The 23,726-nt window shown below is 36.2% G+C and carries 20 protein-coding genes; 14 read left to right on the top strand and 6 right to left on the bottom strand.

The window, feature by feature from the left end; genetic code table 11:
- The first annotated feature begins 6 nt into the window (after positions 1 to 6).
- The 8 genes from AM592_RS01770 to AM592_RS01805 all read left to right on the top strand — a co-directional run bounded on the left by AM592_RS01770 (position 7) and on the right by AM592_RS01805 (position 8,337).
- Complete coding sequence (locus AM592_RS01770) at positions 7 to 1,434, top strand: distal tail protein Dit (protein ID WP_053602181.1); 1,428 nt, start codon at positions 7 to 9, stop codon at positions 1,432 to 1,434.
- Positions 1,431 to 5,606, top strand: coding sequence for a phage tail spike protein (locus AM592_RS01775; protein WP_053602182.1), 4,176 nt, complete (start codon positions 1,431 to 1,433; stop codon positions 5,604 to 5,606). The genes AM592_RS01770 and AM592_RS01775 overlap by 4 nt, the downstream gene beginning before the upstream one ends.
- A 14-nt stretch (positions 5,607 to 5,620) precedes the next feature.
- Positions 5,621 to 5,851, top strand: coding sequence for a hypothetical protein (locus AM592_RS01780; RefSeq protein WP_053602183.1), 231 nt, complete (start codon positions 5,621 to 5,623; stop codon positions 5,849 to 5,851).
- 39 nt (positions 5,852 to 5,890) lie between these two features.
- Positions 5,891 to 6,253, top strand: a complete 363-nt coding sequence (locus AM592_RS01785) for a hypothetical protein (RefSeq protein ID WP_148564300.1) — start codon at positions 5,891 to 5,893, stop codon at positions 6,251 to 6,253.
- Positions 6,254 to 6,281: 28 nt separating this feature from the next.
- Positions 6,282 to 6,485, top strand: a complete 204-nt coding sequence (locus AM592_RS01790) for a hypothetical protein (RefSeq protein WP_053602185.1) — start codon at positions 6,282 to 6,284, stop codon at positions 6,483 to 6,485.
- A gap of 75 nt (positions 6,486 to 6,560) precedes the next feature.
- Positions 6,561 to 7,142, top strand: a complete 582-nt coding sequence (locus tag AM592_RS01795) for an Ntn hydrolase family protein (RefSeq protein ID WP_053602186.1) — start codon at positions 6,561 to 6,563, stop codon at positions 7,140 to 7,142.
- 59 nt (positions 7,143 to 7,201) lie between these two features.
- On the top strand, positions 7,202 to 7,600 hold the full coding sequence (locus AM592_RS01800; protein WP_053602187.1) for a phage holin family protein: 399 nt from the start codon (positions 7,202 to 7,204) through the stop codon (positions 7,598 to 7,600).
- Between the two features lie 56 nt (positions 7,601 to 7,656).
- A complete protein-coding gene (locus tag AM592_RS01805; protein ID WP_053602188.1) occupies positions 7,657 to 8,337 on the top strand; it encodes an N-acetylmuramoyl-L-alanine amidase in 681 nt (226 codons plus the stop codon).
- A gap of 75 nt (positions 8,338 to 8,412) precedes the next feature.
- On the opposite strand, the gene AM592_RS01810 is transcribed toward AM592_RS01805, so the two are convergent.
- The 4 genes from AM592_RS01810 to AM592_RS01825 all read right to left on the bottom strand — a co-directional run bounded on the left by AM592_RS01810 (position 8,413) and on the right by AM592_RS01825 (position 11,784).
- On the bottom strand, positions 8,413 to 9,771 hold the full coding sequence (locus AM592_RS01810) for a hypothetical protein (RefSeq protein WP_053602189.1): 1,359 nt from the start codon (positions 9,769 to 9,771) through the stop codon (positions 8,413 to 8,415).
- A gap of 217 nt (positions 9,772 to 9,988) precedes the next feature.
- Positions 9,989 to 10,123 (bottom strand): hypothetical protein, encoded by a 135-nt coding sequence (locus AM592_RS24920; RefSeq protein ID WP_264080148.1) that lies wholly within the window; start codon positions 10,121 to 10,123, stop codon positions 9,989 to 9,991.
- Positions 10,124 to 10,368: 245 nt separating this feature from the next.
- The gene (locus tag AM592_RS01820; RefSeq protein WP_053602191.1) at positions 10,369 to 11,202 is read right to left on the bottom strand and encodes an arylamine N-acetyltransferase; all 834 of its coding nucleotides are present in this window, start codon (positions 11,200 to 11,202) and stop codon (positions 10,369 to 10,371) included.
- 249 nt (positions 11,203 to 11,451) lie between these two features.
- Entirely contained in the window at positions 11,452 to 11,784 is a 333-nt protein-coding gene (locus AM592_RS01825; RefSeq protein WP_053602192.1) for a hypothetical protein, read from the bottom strand.
- 905 nt (positions 11,785 to 12,689) lie between these two features.
- On the opposite strand from AM592_RS01825, the gene AM592_RS01830 reads away from it, so the two are divergent.
- The 3 genes from AM592_RS01830 (at position 12,690) to AM592_RS01845 (ending at position 15,533) form a co-directional block, all read left to right on the top strand.
- Complete coding sequence (locus AM592_RS01830; protein ID WP_053602193.1) at positions 12,690 to 13,112, top strand: hypothetical protein; 423 nt, start codon at positions 12,690 to 12,692, stop codon at positions 13,110 to 13,112.
- A gap of 1,534 nt (positions 13,113 to 14,646) precedes the next feature.
- A complete protein-coding gene (locus tag AM592_RS01840) occupies positions 14,647 to 15,054 on the top strand; it encodes a VanZ family protein (protein ID WP_225970366.1) in 408 nt (135 codons plus the stop codon).
- Between the two features lie 29 nt (positions 15,055 to 15,083).
- The gene (locus AM592_RS01845; protein WP_053602196.1) at positions 15,084 to 15,533 is read left to right on the top strand and encodes a YoqH family protein; all 450 of its coding nucleotides are present in this window, start codon (positions 15,084 to 15,086) and stop codon (positions 15,531 to 15,533) included.
- 155 nt (positions 15,534 to 15,688) lie between these two features.
- Here the strand turns inward: AM592_RS01845 and AM592_RS01850 are convergent, their stop codons facing one another.
- Positions 15,689 to 17,155 (bottom strand): glycoside hydrolase family 32 protein, encoded by a 1,467-nt coding sequence (locus tag AM592_RS01850; protein WP_053602197.1) that lies wholly within the window; start codon positions 17,153 to 17,155, stop codon positions 15,689 to 15,691.
- Positions 17,156 to 17,647: 492 nt separating this feature from the next.
- Positions 17,648 to 19,105: a glycoside hydrolase family 32 protein gene (locus tag AM592_RS01855; protein WP_053602198.1), complete on the bottom strand. Its 1,458-nt coding sequence runs from the start codon at positions 19,103 to 19,105 to the stop codon at positions 17,648 to 17,650.
- Between the two features lie 703 nt (positions 19,106 to 19,808).
- Between AM592_RS01855 and AM592_RS01860 the strand changes: the two genes are divergently transcribed.
- The 3 genes from AM592_RS01860 (at position 19,809) to AM592_RS01875 (ending at position 23,502) form a co-directional block, all read left to right on the top strand.
- Positions 19,809 to 20,036: a DUF3953 domain-containing protein gene (locus AM592_RS01860; RefSeq protein WP_053602199.1), complete on the top strand. Its 228-nt coding sequence runs from the start codon at positions 19,809 to 19,811 to the stop codon at positions 20,034 to 20,036.
- A gap of 607 nt (positions 20,037 to 20,643) precedes the next feature.
- Positions 20,644 to 21,873 carry a M20 metallopeptidase family protein gene (locus tag AM592_RS01870; RefSeq protein WP_053602201.1) on the top strand — a complete coding sequence of 410 codons (1,230 nt, stop codon included), beginning with the start codon at positions 20,644 to 20,646 and terminating at the stop codon, positions 21,871 to 21,873.
- A gap of 33 nt (positions 21,874 to 21,906) precedes the next feature.
- On the top strand, positions 21,907 to 23,502 hold the full coding sequence (locus AM592_RS01875; RefSeq protein ID WP_053602202.1) for an ABC transporter substrate-binding protein: 1,596 nt from the start codon (positions 21,907 to 21,909) through the stop codon (positions 23,500 to 23,502).
- Positions 23,503 to 23,726 lie beyond the last annotated feature (224 nt).

A 23,726-nucleotide genomic window follows, 5' to 3' on the forward strand; every position in this document is an offset into this window, starting at 1 on the left:
AGACAAATGGGAAGTTTCACATTTAACGGGCAACGTCGTTCTTACCTCACTGTTTTACGTGGAAGGAAACGCCCTACATGGGCACCAATCCGGAGAAATATTCTAACTGTTCCTGGGCTCTCGGGTGGATTAAATTCACTTCCAGATATAGAGCCAAGACCGTTAGATATTCCCGTTTTTATTGAAGCAGAGAATATGACGGATTTGCAATTATTGAAAGAAGATTTGGCAGATTGGCTGATAACCGATGATCCGGTAGAACTCATTTTTGATGATGAGCCAAACCGTATTTATTATGCTCAGGTAGACGGGAGTTTTGATTTAGATGAGTTAGTTTATTATGGAACAGGTGTCATTTCATTTATCTGCCCAGACCCCTATAAATATCGGACAGCAGAAGCGGTTGGCTACTACAATCAGGAGACCTTGCAAAGTGGAATCTTAATTGAAAACACTGGTACACTCCCAACGCCCCCTATGTTCGAGGTCGAACTAAAAGATAAGACCACTTATCTCGACATTATTGGCGAAAAGGATTATATGCGGATAGGGAAATCCGAATCAACAGAAGAAGCACCATATGAAAAATATCAAAAAGTGTGGGAATCAACTCCTACGATGACCGGGTGGGCATCTGCCTCATATGTACCGGACGGTGGTGTGAAAACAGGTACAATTAGCATTCAAAATGGCGATTTTGTTGCAACTGATTATGGAACGGGAAGTGCATGGCATGGTCCAGCTGTCATGCAATCCATCGGGTCGGTGCTATCCGATTACTATTTCCGAGTTTTCTTTAATGTGAGTTCGAATCATGGACAGATCACAAGATGCGAAGCTTATCTGCTTAATACATCTGGTCAGCCGATCGGAAAGCTTGTGGCACTAGTGAGGCATGCTTCCTCAGAAGTTGAAGTCGAGGTCAATATCAGAAGCGGTGGTAAATCAACCTATTTCGTCAACCAAAAATGGAAATTTCGCAGTTTCTTAGGATATATCGATATTGAAAAAGTGGGGACAAGATTTACAGCACATGTTGCACAGCAAAGAGTCGACAACGGAGAAATTTTAACAAGTGAAAAATATGCTTTTACGTTTAATGACTTAAATAACGAATATCAAGAAGATTTAGCGGCAGTAGGGTTACACATCGGAGCGAACAATAAAAATACTCCCGGAAAGGCACGATTTCGGGGAGCAGAAGTATCTTCCGTCAATCAACAAGAAAATGGTGTCGAATACATCGGGGAATCCGGAGACGCGTTTACTTTCGATCACAAAGCATCGAGAATTTTTAAAAATGGTGAACTGTTCATGCGAAAAGACTTTGGCGCTCGCTTTTTTGAATTGGCAAAAGGGATGAATTCGCTCGTTTTTAATCCTTATGAAGCCATCGATCATGTGAAAGTCAGGTGGAGGGATCGTTTTAAATGATACATGTCTTACATCATCAAACAGACGAACTTGTCGGCTGGGTCGACTTTGCCCTTGAAGACACACATTCTCGGTCGCTTAATGAGGAAACCTTTGATTTTATTGCACCTACCGATGCTGACGGGATGAATCAGATCAAAGGACGTTCCCGGCTCTTGATTCCGGCGGAAGAAGGCGACTATCGAGAATTTATCGTAGATAAGATTTACGAAAGTCGTGTAAGTAAGCAAACAGAAATCTATTCGGTTGCTTCCTACACAGATTTGCAGAAGTCGAAAGTCATTGCTCCTGCAGAACGGGACGGACAAACGGTAGAAAGTGCGGCGGAATTTGTTCTTTCTGGTCTTGAATGGCAAGTGGGTACAGTTGAATACTCCGGCATTCGGAAATGGACGATAGAAAAGCATTTAAGCGCTTATGAGGCATTGAAAGCGATCGTCTCATTATTTGAATGTGAGCTCGTCTTTCGGGTGACAACGGACGGCGATAAAGTGACTGGCCGTTATGTTGATTTTCTAAAAAAACAGGGAATGAATCGTGGCAAAGAAATCAAATTTGGCAAAGATTTAATTGATATCAAGAGAACCATTGATCCTAGCCGGGTGGTTACGGCTTTATTTTGTATCGGTCCAGAACGGGAGGACGGCACGCGGCTGACCGTCACGGTTACAAACAACGAAGCTTTTCAGAATTGGAACCGAAAAGGGCAGCACCTGATAGAGATTTATGAGCCTGAGTCCAACGATCAAAATATGACGATGGATCGATTAAAGCAGCTGGGAGAAACAGAGCTTAAAAAACGGATCGCAGCAGCTGTAAATTATGAGGTAGAAGGCGCATCACTAGAACATATTTTAGGCTATGAACACGAGATAACCCGTATCGGGGATTCTGCGAAAATCAAAGACGAATCCTTTGAGCCCGAAATTTACCTGGATTCGAGAGTAATCCAAATCAACCGATCTATTTTTGATGAGTCGAAAAAAGTCTACACCCTTGGTGAAGTGATCGAATATGAAGAAGAGGATGTTATGCGGCTGTGGAAAGATTTGCAGTCTCTTTATGCGACAAGGGTCATAAAAAGCCCAAATCCTCCTGTCGGAAAAGCAACGATTATTTGGATAAAGACAGGCGGACCAGTCGATATTCCTCATAGCTGGGACGGCAGCGGGTGGATCCCCTTTTCTCCACTCGAAGCCAAGGATATTAACGCGGAAACGCCAGGTGGCGCACAAGATAAGGCTAACAATGCAAGAGATCAGGCGAATCAGTATACCGATTCTCAGCTTGAAAACTATGTAGACGCAATCACTTATAATCAAGATTTATCAGAAATCCAGAATCAAATAGACGGCAATATCACATCTTGGTTTTATGATTATGAGCCGTCATTGATGAACGTGCCAGCCAGTGGTTGGACAACCAACGATCAGAAAAACAATCATCTTGGTGACTTGTTTTACAATACATCAACAGGTTATTCCTATCGTTTTACGCTCGAGGGATCCAATTATCAATGGATTAGGCTCACGGATAATGATGTTACAAAAGCACTTTCGGATGCCTCTAAAGCACAGGATACAGCAGATTCAAAAAGGCGTGTATTTGTTAACCAGCCTACTCCTCCTTACGAGGTAGGGGATTTGTGGACACAAGGTAATTCTGGAGATATCATGCGGTGTCAAGGTGCAAAAGCAGCAGGGCAGCCGTTTTCTTCAGCTGACTGGTCGAAAGCATCTAAGTATACCGATGATTCTGGGGCAATTGAATATACCAATGATCAACTGGATCAAGTGGAAGAGACCATAGATGAAATCGAACACGAAGTATCCCAAAGGGAATTATCTATCATTAGACAAGATAATGAACCAACAGGTGGTGGCTATGTTGTCGGACAATTGTGGCTTAGAACAACCAATTTTACATTTCACAGGTGGACAGGTTCAGCGTGGGAACAATTAACACCTAGCATTGTTTCAGTGGATGGAAAAGTAAATACCAATACTTACAATCAAAAAGTACAAGAGATTACACAAAATATTGCCGAAAAAGCTGGATTGGATTACGTCAACGGACAGCTTGTTTCTAAGGCTGAAAAAGCTAACACCTACACCAAATCGGACGTTGATAATTCTTTAAACAATAAAGTGTCCGTCACCACTTATGCGACGGATAAAAATGGCATTGTGGAACGGTTGGATTCAGCTGAGACAAGCATTTCTCAAAATGAATCGAACATTTCACTAAAAGCAGATAAGACCTCACTTGACCAAACCAATCGTCGGCTTTCAGAAGCAGAGGCATCCATCTCTATTAATAGCGATGCCATCGCTTTAAAAGCCAATAATTCGACTGTTGATTCTTTAGCTGGAAGAATATCTACAGCTGAAGGACAATTGAATGTTCAGGCTGGACAGATAGAAGCAAGGGTTACCAAGTCCGAGTTTAATAACTTGTCTTTCGGTACAAGAAACTATGTCTATAAATCAAAAAGTTTCACAACAGGGACATTGACCAACAAACAGAACCAGACTTTCAATATGCAATCGTATAATACAGAAATTTGGGGCAAAGAGATCACTGTATCATTTGATTACAAATTCAGTGATGATGCAATCCTCTCTGATAGTAGTTGGTTTACGGTTCAATTTGGAAGTGGGTTAGGATGGCAAGGAATTGCAAATAGTATAAAAAACAGAAGCGGTCATTTTACCAATACAGTCAATATCAATAATTCAACTGGATCAGATACGAGAATGTTTGTAAGAGTAGACTATGTGAATGGTGGAAAGCTAACTATTTCTAATCTGAAAATAGAGTTAGGGAATCGTGCTACAGACTGGACTCCAGCACCTGAGGATATTGATACAAGTATTTCGGGTATTAATTCCCGTCTTTCCACATCTGAATCAATAATCAATCAACTGTCAAATGAGGTCAACATACGTGTTAAACAATCTGATTACGATATCATTATGAACGATCTTACCAGTCGCATAAGCAGCACGGAAGCAAACTTATCCGTACAAGCTGGGCAGATTGCCGCAAAAGTTGAGAAGAACGGGGTCATGAGTGCTATCTTAGTAAGTCCGGAATCTGTCAAAATTCCCACAAGTAAGCTTCTTGTTGGCGATTTTACTAATCTGTGTTCTAATCCAGATTTTGATGGCAATAAAAGTGCAGATTGGTACGGTTTAAACTGGGTTGGTAATCCTGATTGGGCAGATAAACCTAACAAATATGTAGGAGAAACTCGGAAAAGGGATGTTGTACATGGAGACTATTTCCCTGTTAAAGGAGGAGACAAGTTCTTTGTCTCTGTTGATTGCTTTTCGATAGATTCACCTCACCAACTAGGTATAGGTTTTGAATTTCAAAAGCGAGATGGAACTCGTAGTTGGTCATGGGTATATAGGAATCCACAATCCAGTTGGGCAACTTCTAGTGGTGAATTGACGGTTCCGGAGGGATTCACACAAGCGAGGATACAAATTCAACAGAATGGATGGGACAATTTTGGAAGATGGTGGTTTACTAATGTTGTTGTTAGGAGAAAGACAAATACTGAATTAATCGTCAACGGTTCCATTACAACTGATGCACTAGCCACAGATGCCGTGACAGCTGACAAGATAAACGTTAGTTCCTTATCAGCTATTACAGCTAACTTAGGGACGGTCAATGCCGGAACTTTAAATGCGGTAACTTTGAATGGTGCAACTGGTAATTTTTCAGGAAAATTGAATGCTGGTAACGTAGAGATAGAATACGGATCTATTAATTGGAGAACTTGGGGTTTTACGACAGGAACGATAACTTATTATGAAGGTGTAATAGACCACAGAGCTGACGGACATGATTTTCATGGTTGGCTGAACGTGGAGGGGTCTCCAGTCCACACGAACAATACAGTAAGAGCTGCACAGTACACAGTGTATGGATTGAACCCAGCGATTAACCGTATGCGACGAACCATACCGCATAATCTAGGGTTCACTCCAAGAGTTATGTGTACAATCCGTTGGCAAACCGGTTGCGTGTCAGCAAGTAATATAACTTTGGTTTATACGGAAAATGTGAACAGCTCGTCCTTCGATATTGTAGTAGCGGGTAATAGAACGTTCACTTCAAGCGAATATATTTTCGTTGATGTACTTATGGTTAAACCTTAGGAGGGAATATAATAATGGCACAAAAAAGCACAGTTGATTTTATGATGGAAGATTTGCAAGAACAAATCTCAAAGTTAAGCTATGAAAAAGCATTGTTCAAAGGTATGGCCACAAATAAGGAATTTGAAAACCAGCAGCTGCAACATGAGCTGGAAACACTGAAAAACGAAAATGAAGAATTGAAAAAGAAAATAGCAGATTCAACAACTGCAGAGATTATCGAGGAACCACAAAGCGCTGAATAAGGGCTTTTTTATTTTTGTTCATAATTAAGGGAGGAATCAATGATGAATGTAGCAATAAAACTGTTCGATAATACCGAAATCAAAGGTTCGTTTGAAAATTACTCAGCACAAGCTATTGCTGACATGCTGAACGATCAAAAAAAGGTCATGGTTGTGATCGGCAGTTCAGTCGTGCAGCGGCAACAAGTGTCTAGGATCGTACCTGAACGCGAGACACTGGGAAATGTTGAGGTCAGGTTGAATGATGGCACTACCATTACAGCGCAAGTAGACAATTATATTCCGCAAGAAATTGCTGATCTTTTGAATGATGATTCTAGGACTATGAGTGCGCTTGGGGATGTGGTTGTGCAACGTTATTCGGTGGTCAGGATTACACCGATCTCTGAGCCGACAACGTAATAATTTTCCCTTTAAGGAGGTGATTATTTTGAAAATGTTGTTTGACGGTATAACTATTGAATGCACTCCATCTGAATTGATTGAGTTCCTCTCCCTAAAAAAGGATAGGAGTATAGCAGAAAGATTAAACGAGACAGAAAGCAGCGATACGATTTCTGCTGAACAAATTAACATGAGGGTTTCAGAAGCTCCATTTCGTATTAGTACAGTTGAATCAAATGTTACACAATAGGAATTTTTAAGAAGTGATGAATAGAAAATATATGAAAATGCTATATTAGTAGGGAGTGATCTAGGAGGGATAACAATGTCATTAATAACAGTTGTAGCAACCAAAGATTTTATTTCCATTATGAGTGATGGAAGGTTATCTGATGGAGAAAATCCAGTAGGAGAAGAGTATAAGAAAATATTGAAAGTTTCAGATAAAATAATTATTGGGGCTACTGGGAGTCATAACCAATCAAAAAGCTTATTGAGTATATCTTCATATTGGTTAAATCAATCACAAGGAAGTATAGAAATTTTCGCAAATAATATCAGGAAAGTAATTTTGGAGGATATACCAAAAAGTAAATTTAAAAGAATTGATCTTCACATAGTAATATGTGGGTTAAATGAATTAAACGAAATTGTTTTCTATGTATTTACCAATGATGAAAAATTTGCTATTGAAAAAGTAGTTATGCATCAAAAAGTTGGTTATTTAGCTTTAGGAAAAAAAGGGACAGTTGATAAGCTAGAGGAGTTAATTAATTTAAGAGGATATAGCTCTATAGATACTATAAAAGAAATACAACAAGAAGTTAATTCACTGATAACTGAAATTGATTACAGTGTTAATAACAATACTTTTCATGAATTTATCAGTAGAACAAATAATTTCTGATTTTATTTTTCACACGAGCCAACAGGCTCTTTTTATTTTGCCAATAAGGAGGAACAGAAGTGGAACGCTTAGATTTATTTTACAAGTTTGGTGCCTCAGCATTTGGCGCGGCGACAGGATATTTATTTGGGGGTTGGTCGGTATTGATTCAAATATTGCTCGCTTTTGTCGTGATTGATTACATTACAGGGATTATTGCTGCCGGATACAATGGCGAGTTAAAAAGCAAAGTTGGGTTCTTGGGAATATCCAAAAAAATCATGATTTTTGTTATGGTCGCTGTCACCCATTTAATCGATACAGCACTCGGTGAGGGTCATATTTTCAGGGATGCGGCCATCTATTTTTATCTGGCCAATGAGTTGCTATCCATCGTAGAAAATGCCGGGAAAACGGGGCTTCCGGTGCCTGAGCAAATTAAAAATGCCGTAGAAGTGTTAAAGGGCAAATCTAAATAAGTTTCCTCCGGGCGGCTTTTTTCTTTGAAAACCAAATAATAAGGAGACGATGAAAAATGGGTCACAAACTTATAACAGTTAATGGTGGTCACAGCGAAAAAGCACCAGGTGCAGGAGCTTTTGGTTACAAAGAACATGAATACGCTCTAATGATTAAAGACAAAGTGATTGCAAGGTTGAAATCAGTTGGTGTAAATGCAATAGATACTACGTCAAGTGCATCTACTCCTAGTGCCGTCTTGGTGGAACAAGCTAAGAAATGTAATGCTCAACCAAAAGGTGGCCGACTTGATGTATCAATCCATCTAAACGCTGGTGGAGGCACCGGATGTGAGGTCCTTTATTACTCTGAAAAAGCACTTGCTGCTAAAGTATCAGAAGCGATTGCAAAAGTGACTGGATATAAAAACCGTGGTGCTAAAGAGCGCAAGGAACTTTATTTCCTTCGCCATACATCAGCTCCGGCTATTTTGATCGAGGTATGTTTTATTGATAGCAAAAACGATATGAAGATTCTAAATGCGAAAATGAACGATATTGCTAATGCAATTGTAAAAGCAATCACAGGAAAGTCAGTTCATGAGCCGAAACCAGCTCCAAAACCACCAAAGAAAGACGGTAATAAAGACGATCTGTATAAAGTGCAAACAGGTGCGTTTAAAGATAAAGGAAATGCAGAAAAATTAGCCAAGGAGCTTAAAAAGAAAGGTATATCAACGTATATCACGAAAGAGTAATCAAAAAAGCCAAGCCCTTCCATACGGAAGGGCTACATTTTCTGTTGGAAAAGTTTTTTTGTGAATAACAATCATTCAGATTGCCATACGTTGTTGGAATAAATTGTTGATTGCTATTTTAATGTTATGTGGGCTAACCCCAAGATCCCTTAAAATCATCGCGTAGTTTAGCCATTCTAAAACAAAAAAATCACGTGTTATTCTAGGATTTATTTCTTTACTAATATTACCATGAGCAAAATTGTTTCTTTGCTCTTGAATTCTATCAGATATCTCTGACAAATTCGGATCGTCTAATTCGTATAGATTTTTTATGAAAATTTCTAATTCTCCTTTGAAATGATTTAATGCAAAATTTATTTTCTTGGCAAGTGTTAAATCGGTTCTTTCAATATTTCTTTTAACACTTTTGAAATATTTTTTTAGTTCACCACTGTTTTCAGCAACTTTTTTCACTAAAAATGAGATTATTTCTTGTTTTTGGGCTTTGAATTTAAACTCGTCTTTATAAGAATCAAAAGTAATAGGAAATTGCCATTCGAATCGTGCCGTTACTAAAATGAAACGTGCAGGTGTAATATAATTTTGATCTTTGGAATCTTGAGGAATATGAGACAAATATATATTTTTATCTGCTAATTTTTGAAACAAAGAACTAAGATTGTCTTCAATAAGAGGAAGCCCTATTAATCTTTCTCTTATTAGTTTCTTTTCTTCAGTAATGTTGCTTTTTTTCTCATTAATAAATAATTGGCCAACTTTTCTATAAAGACCAGATGAATCTTTCTTTTTAAGAGTAATTGTATTAAATGTAATATTTCTTCTATAACATAGAAAACTTAATAGTTGATTAGTTAAATTATATAACTTTGCCGCAGTATCACAATTTTTCGTTGTATTCTCAAGGTGAAAGGTCAACTCTGTATATAATTGAATAGGGGATAGTTCAGTGCTTGAAAATTTTCTGGATATATTAAGACTCCCTTGAAGTTTGTCCTTGTTTAGATTAAAAGAGAAGTTTTTCTCCAAATTTTTAAAAGGTATAGTTTCTAAATTTAATTCTCCATCATTTCCAGTTTCAGCTTTATATGCATTTCTGATATCATAAAACCAATTTAATTCATCTGCAGTAATACCTATACCGTCATACTCATAGCCTTTCTCTGAAAATAATATATAGTAATTGATCTTTGCGGTATATGTTTTTAAAGAAGTTTTTATTATGTAGTGGAATTTGAAAAAAATATCTTTGTTATTTTCAAAAGTTTCTCCAAATAATTGTTCCGGATACTCTTCTTTTTTAAGGCTTAATAATGTAAGAAGGTCATTAGTGTATAAATTTTCCCTATCTTCAATCTCTTCTATCTTGAGAGTGAAATCGTTCAACTTAAATAAACATCTTTTCCCTTGGAAGTGAACCAGACCAGTAATCATATAGACACCTCTTTTATTCGTTTTACCTAAATATACCATAAAAAATGAGGGCTAGAGTTGATTTTAGATCATTAAATTTTATTAACCTCCACAATATCCACAAACTTTATAAAATCCGCATCACCTTTCAAATCCTTCTCCTAAAAAATATATCCGTCATCCGTGTAAACAATCCACTTATTCTTTTCTTTATCCCATTTAATCCTGTTTTGTGCAATCAAATTTTTATGTTCTGCTGCAGATCTTTTTCTGTCCGGCCTGTTTTGGATTGAAGTTGTTTTAGGGTAACTGGCTGATGAGAAAGGGTCTTATTGAAGATGATTCGAAAGACTTTACGTTCAATGTCGTTCATTTCACACATCACCTTTTTGTTCTCATTATATACGAACGTATGTTCTTTATTCAACAAGAAAAAATACCCATCGTTATGGTAAAAAAAGCCTTTGAAAGAATGTATGTTTTTGTATTAATTCATACAAAATTTCTAAAGGCCTTCACATTCTACGAAGAAAAAATAAAATGCTTGCTGAATTTATTAAGTTTTACTTTGCTTAATGATCCTGTATTTTACCCAACAAAGTTGGTCTGCGAGCAGTTTTAGGCCCTTTCAGAAAAAACATCCACTCCTAAACTCTTTAATACTTCAATTGCTTCTGCAACCGGCAATTTAGACAATAAAAATTCATTAGCCATCACTTCTTCAATTTCACTAATGCAAGATAAGGTTTTAGTAATCGTTTGTCCATTAGAATAACGAATTCCCAGTTGATTATTGACCAAGGAAACGTTTCTATTCTGATCGATCTGCCATAGCTGACATCGCAGCATCGACATAAACGCAGCCTGTGGAATATACGATTTTTGAATGATATCAGCAAAATCATTCACTTCATATGCTTTTTTAGAGTCAAAATTCCACGCTTTTCCGCTTTGTTTCCCCCTGATATACCTTATATATCGATAGCTATTATTTTCTGAAGATGCGGGTACAATGTTTACATAATCTTCACCAAAGCGAGAACTATTTTGATGGTCACTCTCAAAGCGTACAGGCTTAAACATAGGAGCAGCCGCACCGCAATCGACATACATTTTTTCACTATCAATGTTCACAATAATCGCCATGTGCTGATTTCCAAGCATGGCGAGATGACATGCAAAGCCTAGTTCCTTTAATAAAACAATTAAATTAGAATTTAATGTGTAGCATGTACCTCCAAAATGAGAAGCAGTAAAGTTTTTAACAAACTGGCTATAAGAAGGAATGTTTACATCCTTGTCTCGAAAGGAAAGCAATTTGCTTATGTTTTCAAACGGAAAGGTTGTTAAATGAGCCTGGCAAATCCGTTTTAAGTAGTTTTCCGTGGGTGTCTCCAATGGTAAGTTGAGATGGAGTAAATAAAGTTTCCCCTCATCTGAAATCTTTTTCATTTCTATCCCCCCTATCTGATAAATCTATCTGAGTTTGACTGATTATTGATCAGCAACGGGAAGGAACTTTCTTACACCTTTTGACCGATACACAAAAAAAGCATGTCTCTAGACGATTATTTTCTATATACTTTTTCTTTTAATCTATGGGTCAATAATTCTTCCGAAATCAATTCTTTCCACTCTTCATCTAATTGAATGGATTTCGATATTTCAATGCCTTTCGATGCAGAATTTAAAAGAACATTCTCATTTCAAGAAAGAAAGACCACCAGTATTATGAGGATCTAATAAATTTGAAATGTGGTTAATAATGATTCGTTTTCGTTTAAATCCATACTCACTTTCAAGAAATGAATTGAGCTGGCGGCTAAGGAACCTTAAGTGTTTTTTATAAGCTTTCATATTTATGTATTTCCAATTGTTGAGGATAAGCACCCATTCGAACTTATTTTCCATTTGAATTTCTAAATAGTGACCTTCAATGGTTTCTCCTTTTACATGGTATGAAATTTTAAATACTTTACTGCTCTTATCTTTTGCTGTAGGAGTTAAATCAACGATGGTCAGCCTTCCTTTCATAAATATCATCCTCTCCAATAGAATGGTTTCATTTTATCCACTATTGGAGAGGCAGTAAAAACGGCAAAATCGAATTTTGGGAGAGATAAAAGAGTCTAAAATGACATTTTCCTCTAAGTAAAAACCCGATTTTCAATCAAACTTATATAAGAAATCTTAATTTGCCTATATTATTTAGGTTCTGTTAAAGAATCTTATTGATTGTGTTGTTAGACTACGGAGCGGGATAGTTAGTTCATGAAGCTCCACAGTGTTTTACAATAAAATTACAGTGCAAAACGTTTGTATTTGGAGGGGATATGAGAGTATAGCTTTATTCCAAACATACTATTTATTGTAAATCGATTTTTACTATGATACGCTTTCAATATAGATAATTCATAATATTTTGTCGAAGGATCATAAAGTATTGATATTCTTTAGGGAGTTTCTATGTCATAATCAGTCTTATGTTACGTATTAAATTCTCTAACTTTTTGATAGGAGTGTTTAATAATTAAAAAGAATATCTTCTTTTTTATGTTGGGTCTGTTAACTTACTTTGTCATCTCTGTTATTATTCAACTTTTTAGTTGAGTTGTCTTTCTCTAAATCTATAAAATAACTACTTTTGAGTTGCGGTTCATGTATAACTTATTTATCCGTATTATGCGTCCTCGATCCCCTTGAGGAATCATGTTAATGTATGACCGTCCAGTGGTCCTGCACAGACGGTCTTTTTTTGAGTTCTTTATTTTGTTTTTTGAAAAATTACTTGATTACATACTTTTGAAGAAGTGTACATTATATATCTTGGTTAATCCGAATTGAAAATTTTTCTATAAATTACAATTAATAGTTGAATATCCTATATTTTCTGTTAATATATTAAGAGAGACAGAAATTTGAAAGGATGTTTAAATTAAATGAAAAAATTTTTAAAGGTAGCTATTGTTTTTGCAATTGTATTTAGTCTTTTTAACACTTCTATGATTGGAGAGTCAAAAAAAGCTGAAGCGTGTTATCCTGCTTATAAATGTATGTCTAATACTTCTCTCCCAGATAGTTATAAACTTTATTATCAAAATCCTGATAGAAGGCCTGGTTCATTTGCAGGAGGAGTAGTAGTTGGTGGTCTTGGATTTTTTGGAGGTACTATTGGAGCGGTTGCTGCGTTTTTAGGAGGAACTGCATATTCTTATAGAGAAATCTTTTATGGTAATATGTCATTTAAACAATATATTAAAAGGAGCCCTGTAAAGGGTAAGAAGTTTAGAATTAAAACTGTATATTATGAGTTCACTAATTACAGAGGAAATACCACGACTAAAGTAAGGGATGAAAATTAACTTATATTGAATTATGGAAAAAGGGGGGGATCAAACTGTATAGAGGATTAAATATATTGTTTACTTTAATCTATATAGGTTGTTTTATATTTGGCTTAAGTTCATCTAATAAAAATTTGGGTTTCATGGTTATTTTGATAAGTGCTATTGTTCTTTCCATAGCTTCAATTGTTAATTATTATTTCAATCATCCTAAAAGGAAAAATAAGAATAGTTAAGAAAAGTAGGTTTTAATTGCCTACTTTTTTTGGTTTCTTACGGAGTGGGTAAATGACACATTCTTTTAGATATTTGGATGTGAAATCCGAAGAAGATTTGTCGATTTCGATTGAGTAGTTACAGCCCCTTTGGCATTGAAGCTAGAGGGGTTCTTTAGTGCCGTTTTTTGGCACGTATTGGTCAGTTTTTTCATGCCAAAAATGTGAAAAACATGGTAAAATAAGCCTAGCCTTTCCATATAAGATTCTCCCCGGGGAGAGGTTGTGTTCCACCTTATGCGCGCTTACTGGAATCCAATCGTACAAGTCCTCTACTATGGCAGTTGAGGATACGTGCAGCAAAATCCGCATTGTTAAAACCCATCTTCGTTCACCGCTGATCCAACGGGATACTGTGGTTTTTGACACATGCGGCGTGAGAATTCTGCTGGGCTCATTTGAAGAGATTTGAGTATTTCTGATAAGCGGCAGCTTCCTTTCCGGAGTGCTATATGTACCTCCTATGTTTTAAGCTGTCTAAATTGTATAACCGCTTAACGAATTTAGAAAGGGGATCAATTACTTGAAAGTTGAGATCGACAAAATATATTGCTGTGGGCAGTCAATGATTCCAAGAAGCGTTTATGATATAGAGACAAAAAAGTTATCCGTTTTCCTTGAGTGTTTGAAGTGCATGAAAGCAGTTAATGTAGGTGAAGATTCGTTGATGTGGATGAAATGAAAAAGACAGTAATGGTACACACGCTTAAAGGCAGCTATCTGATAATCCGATTAGCTGCCTTTTTACACAAGAAAATTTTTTACACATATTTTACACTAGATAAGATTAATACCCTGATAAATCAACGCTTTTTCCGTATTCTCGACCCCGACCACCGGTATCGAAAATCCTTTAGAATCAAGACTTCAACGAATATGTTGAGGTCTTTTTTCTTTGCTCTTAATACGTCAAAAAACAATCCAAAAAATGATTTAAATGATCAATTACGTTTTGCATACATACCTCTCCCATTGTTTAAAGATAAACTTATTAGTTCCTTTATTTTAAAAAACACTGATTATAGGTTCACTTTAATTGCCTGCTTCCACCATTAATATAATGGAAAATATGTTAAAATAGAGGAAGTGAAGTGTAAGCTGTAAATAAAACTTATTTACGAAAGTAGTGAAAGAATTGTTTTTAATAAATGGAAGCATAATTATCGTGTTTGGAATTATATGTTATATCAATTTGGCAAGTATTTTAATCGGGGTTAATTACAAATATCAAAAACCAGCTTGGATGAAGGAAGTTTAAATTCCTCTTTGTTTTATACATACTTATGGTTGTTTCAGTGACATTATTTCCACTGGCATTATGGATTGATTATAATATAGAACATATTAAATATTGCTTAAATCTTATACCGCTTGTATCAATTTTAAAAGATTTTGGTCAAATAGGTAAAGCCTACGATGGTGATATAATATTTATGATTGAAATCTTAATAAAAAATGTAGGTGGAAACATTTTATTGTTTATCCCTTTAGGTTTTTTAGTACCAATCTTATCGAAAAAATATAAGCATTTTAAGTCTACTTTATTACTTGGTTTTCTTGTGTCACTTTGTATTGGATACTTTATTTTTAAAATCATGTCTAGAATAACGGATAAATTTCAGATTAAATTTTTACATGCAATCTTGAAGGATAATAATAATCAGTCGATAAATAGGACAAATTAATCTCCAAAGAAGTTGTGTGGAGGTGCTTTATGAAGCGATTAGTTTTATTTATATTCCTAACGGCTGCCGTTATTTTTTATCCGATACAAACCAGTGCAATTATAATGCCTTGCAGTATGGTCCTAGAACCTGTCGATAAAAATCTTATTAATGCCAAGGGGGCAGCATTGGTCTATAAGGTAAAATTAACACCGAGTTTTCCTCGAACGAGTATTAGTATTATTGCTGTTCACCTTCCTCGTCCATCTTCTTTTGGCGATTATGACAGTTTCGAGGGTTTTGCCTTTATACCCGATGAAATTAGCTGGCGTTTTAGACTTTATCCAACTCCAGAGATTGATGGTCCAACTTGTGCAGGGAGATTTGATTCAATTACTGCAGAAATGAAAAATGTTGAAGTCCAGGTACGTCTTTCTAATTCTAAAACCGAAAAGCTGGGACCAAGTATACTAACAAATAGTATTAGAAACTGTCATTAGCTCTCTTTAAAAAGTGTACTGCTTGATCCCAGCCTTGATTATTTTGCTTCCTTCATCATCACTCGTTTTTTATTATGTATTTATTGCAATTTCGATCGGCAAATCGATACTTAACCTAGTTACTTGGAATATTACTATTAGGATACATTCCATTGTTAATAGATCATAGCTTCAGCTTCATTTACGGCTCTTACTTTTAAATATTCTATATGGACACAATCATCCGTCCACAAACGAAGGCCGTCAGAGCTTATATCTGGAAAGATCGAAAGACTAAAAACAGATTCTCCTTCATTTACAAACACTTCAACAGTGCTGCGATCAACAAAAATTTCTAATTTAATCCTTCCATCTCTTGGTTTAACAGTAGCTTTATACTGCCTTGCGAATTCATTCATATTAGCGAGATATTCATTCATATGAACGATTCCGCTTTTACTGCGGTCTATGACAAGTTCATTGTTACTTTTAACGTACATTAATACTGTATGTTCTCCATTAACATACCCATCTCTCAAAGAGAATCCGAATTTCGATCTCGTTGAGTCGTAAATAATCATTGTTTCAACCGCAAAGGAGGTCGCATGAATATTTTTCAGGAGATTTTCTTGCCCTGTGTAGATGACCTGTTCTCCAAAAAAAGCAATTTCTCTAAGTGATTCTTTTAAGTTCCCAACTGGGATTTGGACAAGTTTTATCCCTTCAGAGGTTGATCTTAGATGTAATTCTCTTACTATACTTGCGTTTCCAATAAAGGTTTCCCAAGGAACTTCAGAAGCATAATTCCAGTTGCCCATCCAAGATACGAAATAACGGTAATTACCATTCGTATAAGGTGCATCCCAACTTACTCCAGCATAAGAGTCAGCTCCGTTTTCCAGCCATTCTATCTCCGTTTCCGCATAGAACTTTGTTCCGTCAAAGTTTCCTAAGAAGTAGCATGCACACGTTGTACGACCATAATTAAAGCCATTTCCACCGAGCAAAAGCACCCATTTTTTATTGGCTGGATTACCGTCGATATTAAGTTCAAACAAGTCAGGGCATTCAATGATCCCTATATCATCTCTAACGAATGTCGAAACGTATGTCCATTCTTTTAAGTTGTACGACGTGTAAAATCCGACTTTATCTCTCTCTGCCATTAGCATAATCCATTTTTTTGTGGGTTCGTGCCAAATAATTTTTGGATCACGGAAATCGGTGTATCCTGTTGGATTATGCATAATTGGTTCGGTCCCGTAATGAGTAAATGTGTTTCCGCCATCTGTACTGTACCAAAGGTGGTTGCACTGATATGTAGGATTTGGCATCGTTACAATTGCGATAATCGCGTTGTAGCCGAATCCTGCTGTGTTATTAACGTCAATAACACAACTACCTGCCCAGGGATCTCCAGCAGAATCTTTGTACTTTTCTATCGCAACTGGCTTTCTTTCCCAATGTACTAGGTCAGTAGAAACTGCATGCGCCCATTCTGTACCATTTCCTTCTAAAGAATAATCTTTGTTGTAGAGATAATAAAGATGATGTACTCCATCAATATAAATAGGTCTTTGTACGTCGTTCATCCATTCTGTTAAAGGCGTCAGATGATATTGCGGCCGAAAATGTTCTGTCATAAATTTCTTCCTCTCTGATAAAAATGTACCAATCATTACTATAATGGTATTAGGTCAATAGAGTAGTACAAAATTTTCTAGGTTTTTTAGAGCGGCGAAAGGCTATAAACGTCATGGTACACAATACCTGTAACAATTTGCATTATAGCATATGCTTTAATAATTTAATCTCTGTTTTTACTTCTTTTTTGTCATATTGAATTAGATAAGAACGTGCAAGACTCGCGGCTATGTTCAAATCGAATGAATGGGTTACACATAAATATTAAAATTGTTTCTATAAAGTAAAAACTCGGTAAAGGAAAGATCGATTATGGGTAAGGGTAAATGCAAGAAAAAAATGGGAATTGTTAAGTGATTTTTAATTGATGACGAAATTAGTGTTCAAGAGGAATTTTTTCATGTGAAAGTCATAAAAAATGTATTCTATGAAAAGTTTTTCAAAATAAAAGGGGAGACATTCGCCTCCCCAAAGTGACTTCAATATTTCCGCTAAGAGATCTTAGATTCCTTAACGGCTTTTACTTTTAGATACTCTATGTGCAGACAGTCATCTGTCCACAATCGAAGACCATCTGAACTTAGTTTAGGATAGATGGTAAGACTAAAAACATGTTCGCCATGATTGACAAACACTTCAACCGTACTTCTATCCACCAAGATGTCGAGTTTTATTTTTCCGTATATAGGTTTCACTGCAGCTTTATAAGTCTTAGTGTAGACGTTCATATTAGCGATGGATTCATTTAATTGTTCTTCCCCGCTTTGACTGCGATCTACGACCAGTTCATTGAGCTCTTTATCATAAACTATATCGGTATGTTCACCGATACCATCCCTTAATGCAATACCAAACTTGGCATTAGTTGAATCATCTAAAAAAAATGTCGATTCAATTGAATAGGATGTCTCATGAATATTTTTCAAAATGTTTTCTTCTCCGGTATGTATGGTTTGATCATCGAAAAACGCAATTTCTTCAAATGTCTCTCTCAAGCTGCTGACGGGAATTTGAAAAAGCTTCATCCCCTCTGATGTTGACCTTAATCTTAATTCTCTAACAATGCTTGCATTTCCTATGAAATTTTCCCAAGGAACCTTGGTCGCATATTCCCAGTTGCCCATCCAAGAAATATAATATCGAAAGTTGCCCTCCGTGTTTGGCGTATCCCAAGTGACTCCTGAATAAGAGTCAGCTCCGTTTTCCAACCACTCTACATTAGTTTCTGCGTGGAATGTTGTTCCGTCAAAACTGCCTATGAAGTAGCAGGAACCAGTAGTATGTCCATAGTTAAAGCCGTTTCCTCCGACCATAAGTACCCATTTTCTATTGTTAGGATCATCATCCACATTAAGTTCAAACAAGTCGGGGCACTCAATAAGACCTATATCATCTCTTATAAATGATGATACGTATACCCACTCTTTTAAATTGCTCGAAGTGTAAAATCCGATTTTATCACTTTCCGCCATTAGTATTACCCATTTTTTCGTTGGTTCGTGCCAAATAATTTTCGGATCGCGAAAATCTGAGTCTCCTGTTGGGTTTGGCATAATAGGGTCGGTACCGTAGTGTGTAAATGTATTACCGTCGTCTGTGCTGTACCAAAGATGATTGCACTGATATGTAGGGTGAGGCATCGTTAATATTGCAATAATTGCATCATGGCCGAATCCTGCTGTGTTGTCAGTGTCTCTTACGCAGCTCCCTGACCACGCATCACCAGCAGAATCTTTATATTTTTCAATCGCTACGGGCTTTCTCTCCCAGTGAACTAAGTCAGTAGAAACAGCATGTGCCCATTCTGTACCATTCCCATCTGAGGAAAAATCTTTGTTATAAAGATAATAAAGATGATGTTCTCCATTAAGATAGATAGGGCGTTGAACATCATTCATCCATTCTGAAACAGGTGTTAGATGATATTGGGGTCTAAATGGTTCTGTCATAGATCTCTTCCTTTCTTGAAAAAATACCATTTTTGTATCGTCAAATAAAAATAAACGGCATGACCTATCCAACTCATGTCGGATAAATTAGTCTTTCTGAAACCGTTAAATTATTTGTAATAAACACATTCAAGCAGAATACAATATCCGGGTGAAAATTTAGTATTTACAATGACTAAATACCCGTTTTTTAATCCTGCTAAAACCTTAGGATTTGATCCGTTTTTTGCTAATTCGATTCTATTGTTTCTCCAATTCATGTTTCAATACCAGTATTGTCATGCTAACAGTTCATATGCTGGGAATGTAAGTAATAATAAAATAAAGAACTACTATTAGAATTCGCTACATTATCTGAAACTTTAAGTGTCCAAAACCGTAATAAAAATTAAGATCAAATTACTTAATAAGGGGAACTTCTTATGGATAAAAAGAAATACTTCATTCTCATACCGCCATTCTTAATACTTGGCATTTCATTGCTTTACTATCTTCCCAAAACATAAATTTTTCTTTGCGATGCTTTCAGTTATGGGTTTTTGGACTGTATATTACTTGTGGAGGAATATTGGAAAGAAAAAAGATAGTTAATGTTTTCTATTAGTATTTTTTATTATAAAGTTAAAGCGACGTTTTATCGGGTCACATTGATTCTCATTTTGTAGGGTATGGTGATTATAAATAATTTGTGAGGAGGGTTTATATGCTCAAAACAATTTATCTATTGGTTGCGTCTATTTGTGCAATTTTATCAATCTATTCTTTGATAAGTGATAATGATATGTTAATTCCATTGCTGCAATTTTTCTTAGGTGTAACAATTCTTATTATGGGGATTGAAAGTTTAAGAAGTAAAAAGAAAGCTACAGGAATTATTTGTGTTGTTAGTTCTCTTTTCATATTTACTAGTTTATTCATAAAGTACTATTAATACAGGAATCAAGGAGGCTTTATGAAGCATTTTCTATTTTTTATTTATCAATTCGTATTTATCAGCATAATTATTGTTACTTTTTATCTGTCTGATGAATTTATAAATAAGCCGTTTACACATGTTGATTTAATAGCAGTAGTTATAGTATTTATTAGTGTAATGCTCATTTTCAGTTTGATTGATAAGGTGAATAAACGGTTACATGATATTCATTTGCTTAATAAGATATTATTTTCTCTTTTAGCTTTTGTTTTAGGATTCATATTTGTAGGCATACTGTTTGTAAAATTTAAGATTTTCTAGGTATTACAACAATACCTCATTACTAAAGTTGTGAATTTATAGTAATAATTTTGCGTTCAACGTTTCAGAATTAAAAGAGTTGAGTGGGGCCAAAGAACTATTTTATTATTAAATGACATGTCATCTTATGTCAAGAGAATTATTAGTTCAAGCTCGATAAAAAAATAAAATTTTATTTTTTAAAAAAAGTATTTCGTGTTTCGAAAAAATTATATTGTTTTATATTTTAAATTTAAGTATACTAACTTATGAATTCAGATAATAATGAAAATTAAGAATATTAACTAAGAGGCGGGAAAAAATGAAGAGACAATCAGAAATCAAGCTTTTTCATTGGCATGAGCAATTACTAGAAATGTATGAACAAATGGTTGAATGGAGAAGGCATATGCATCAGTATCCTGAACTCTCAAATCAAGAGATTGAAACTTCAAACATGATAGCCGGTATTTTATCCGGGTTTGGAATTGATATCCGGACTCGTGTAGGCGGAATGGGTGTTGTAGGAACAATTAAAGGAGAAAAGCCTGGAAAAACGATCGCACTTCGGGCAGATTTTGATGCACTCCCTATTCAAGATGAAAAAGAGGTTCCTTATAAATCAAAGGTTGATGGCGTGATGCATGCTTGCGGTCATGACGGGCATACGGCAACTTTACTCGCTGTTGCGAAAATATTGAATGATCATCGTGACCAGTTATCGGGGAATGTTGTGCTGCTCCATCAGCATTCTGAAGAATCGTTAGGCGGTGCAAACGAAATGATCGCAGATGGATGTCTTGATGGGGTGGATGTTGTATTCGGCAATCATTTATGGACGCCGATTCCGACAGGAACGATTTCTTATACGAAAGGGTACACGACTTCTTCCGGAGATGGCTTTCAACTAAAGATCCAAGGGAAGGGCGGACACGGTTCTTCGCCTCATGAAACCGTCGATGCGATTATCGTTGCCAATCAGATTATTAATCAGCTTCAGCTTATTGTCAGCCGCAAAATCAATCCGCAAAAAACGGCAGTTGTATCAGTCGGATCATTCCATGCAGGAAATGCGGCTAACATCATCGCTGATTCCGCCGAACTCAAAGGGACTGTAAGAACCTACGATAAAGAAGTACAGATGCAAATAGAGGATGAAATGAATTCAATTATTAAAGGAATATGCGCGGCACATCACGCGGAATACGAATTCAAATATTATCACGGGGTTCCCGGAGTATACAACCATGCTGAAGAAACAGATATTTTTTGCAGCCGCATTAAAGCTACACTGCCTGAATTCAAGTTAGCAGAAGCTCCGCCCTTATTGGTCAGTGAAGATTTTGGTCGATATTTATTGGAGAGGCCGGGAATGTTTTTCTTCACGGGAGCAGGTAATCAAAATATAAATGCCATATATCCTCACCACCATCCGAAATTTGATTTTGATGAAAGAGCAATGGTGAATGCCGGAAAAGCAATGCTGAGTATCGTGCATCATTATCTCGTGGAAAAAGCAGAAAGTCCCTTGGCAGATCATGTGAGATTATAAACGAGAAAATATTCCTTATAAGGGGGGAAGAAGATGAGGTGGAATAGGCGATTAATTACTCTAGTGATGATTCTAGTATTGATACTTACCGCATGCAATAGTGGAGCATCCTCCAGTCAAGAAAAAAACAAGACTATGTATATCGGAATTGTGAATTCTCCAATTCTTTTTAACCCGATTAATTCGGCTGACATCGCGTCCCAATATGTTGAAGGATATATGTTTGATTCCCTTTTGGACATGCCAAGTCCCCTGGAGTTTACTCCGAAGCTTGCAGATACATTTGAAACAATGGACAATCAAACTTATATAATCAAATTGAATGATAAGGCAAAATGGTCGGACGGTGAACCGGTAACAGCGGAAGATGCAGCCTTCACATTGAATTTAATCGCCAACCCTAAAGTAGAAACACATATTGGTACATATCTTTCTTCTCTGGAAGGGCTGGAAAACGGGAAGCTGCCGGAGGGAGAAACTGAAATTCCATCAGTAAAAGTGATCGATCACAAAACATTACAATTAAAAACAAAACAACCGATTGATCCAAATCTAATCAAAGAACAGCTGGGTGTTAAACTCATGATTTTGCCTAAGCATGTTTTAGAAAATGTTGATCCATCCAAATTATCGCAGCACCCATTTATGCAAAAACCGAATGTTACGAGCGGTCCGTTTAAGTTTGTACAATATAAAAAGGATCAGTACGCGGAATTTGAACAAAATCCTGACTATTACTTAGGAAAGCCGAAGCTGGATCGAATGTTTATTAAAATCATGGTGGGTGCAAATGTCGTATCCCAGCTGCAAACTGGTGAAATTGATATGAATGCTGCCTTGGGAAAAATTCCGGTACAAGACTATCAAACGGTTGAAGGCTTTGATCACATTACCACTGATATTCAACCAACAATTGGTTTTCAGATGATGGTGTTTAATACAGATAGCATAAAAGAAGCCAAGGTTCGACAAGCAATTGCATATGCGATCAATCGCCAGTCTATCGTGGATGATCTATTAAAAGGGACGGGTGAAATTATAGATGGACCGTATACTTCGCTAAGTCCATATTTGAATAAGGAATTAAAGCAGTATACATATGATCCTGAAAAGGCGAAGCAATTACTGAACAATTCAGGTTGGGATGTAGCGAAACCGATAAAACTTGTTGTACCAACTGGAAATAAGGTCCGTGAACAATCAGCAGATATTCTGACGCAAAATTTAAAAGACATTGGCTTGAAAGTAGAGGTAACGACTTACGATTTCCCAACCTCTTTGCAAAAGGCAAGGCAAGGCGATTTTGATTTATATTTATTGGGGAATGCGATTTCTATAGATCCTGATGTATCTGCTATCTATGCAAGTACCGCGACTTGGAATCTGATGAAGTATAACAATCCTAAGGTAGATGAGCTCTTAGAAAAAGGGAAGTCAGAAGCAGATCCGGAGAAAAGAAAAGCCATTTATAATGAGCTTCAGGAAATTTGGAATAAGGATTTACCGGTCTTCACCCTTTATTCAGATTATAATTTTACAGCCATTTCGAAGGATGTTACATACGGTGGAGTAAATTTGTTGGATGCCAGCATAGATTATCACAAGTGGGATATTGGCGGAGATCAGTAGAAAGCATTCTTTTTCGATCATATGTATATGCAGAATTAAAACCTCAATATTCGTGTTGGGGTTTTTCTATTTAGAATATAAAATGGGTTCCGAAGAATTAATATAAAATTTCTATGAAAATCTGTTCTATATGTAGTTTGTTTTGTCAGAGTATGGGGTAGTGATTAGAGCATAGTAAATAAAATTCGATTAGAAGATATTTGTCAACTAATACGGAAGAATAC

The sequence above is a fragment of the Bacillus gobiensis genome (assembly GCF_001278705.1).
GTDB lineage: Bacteria > Bacillota > Bacilli > Bacillales > Bacillaceae > Bacillus > Bacillus gobiensis.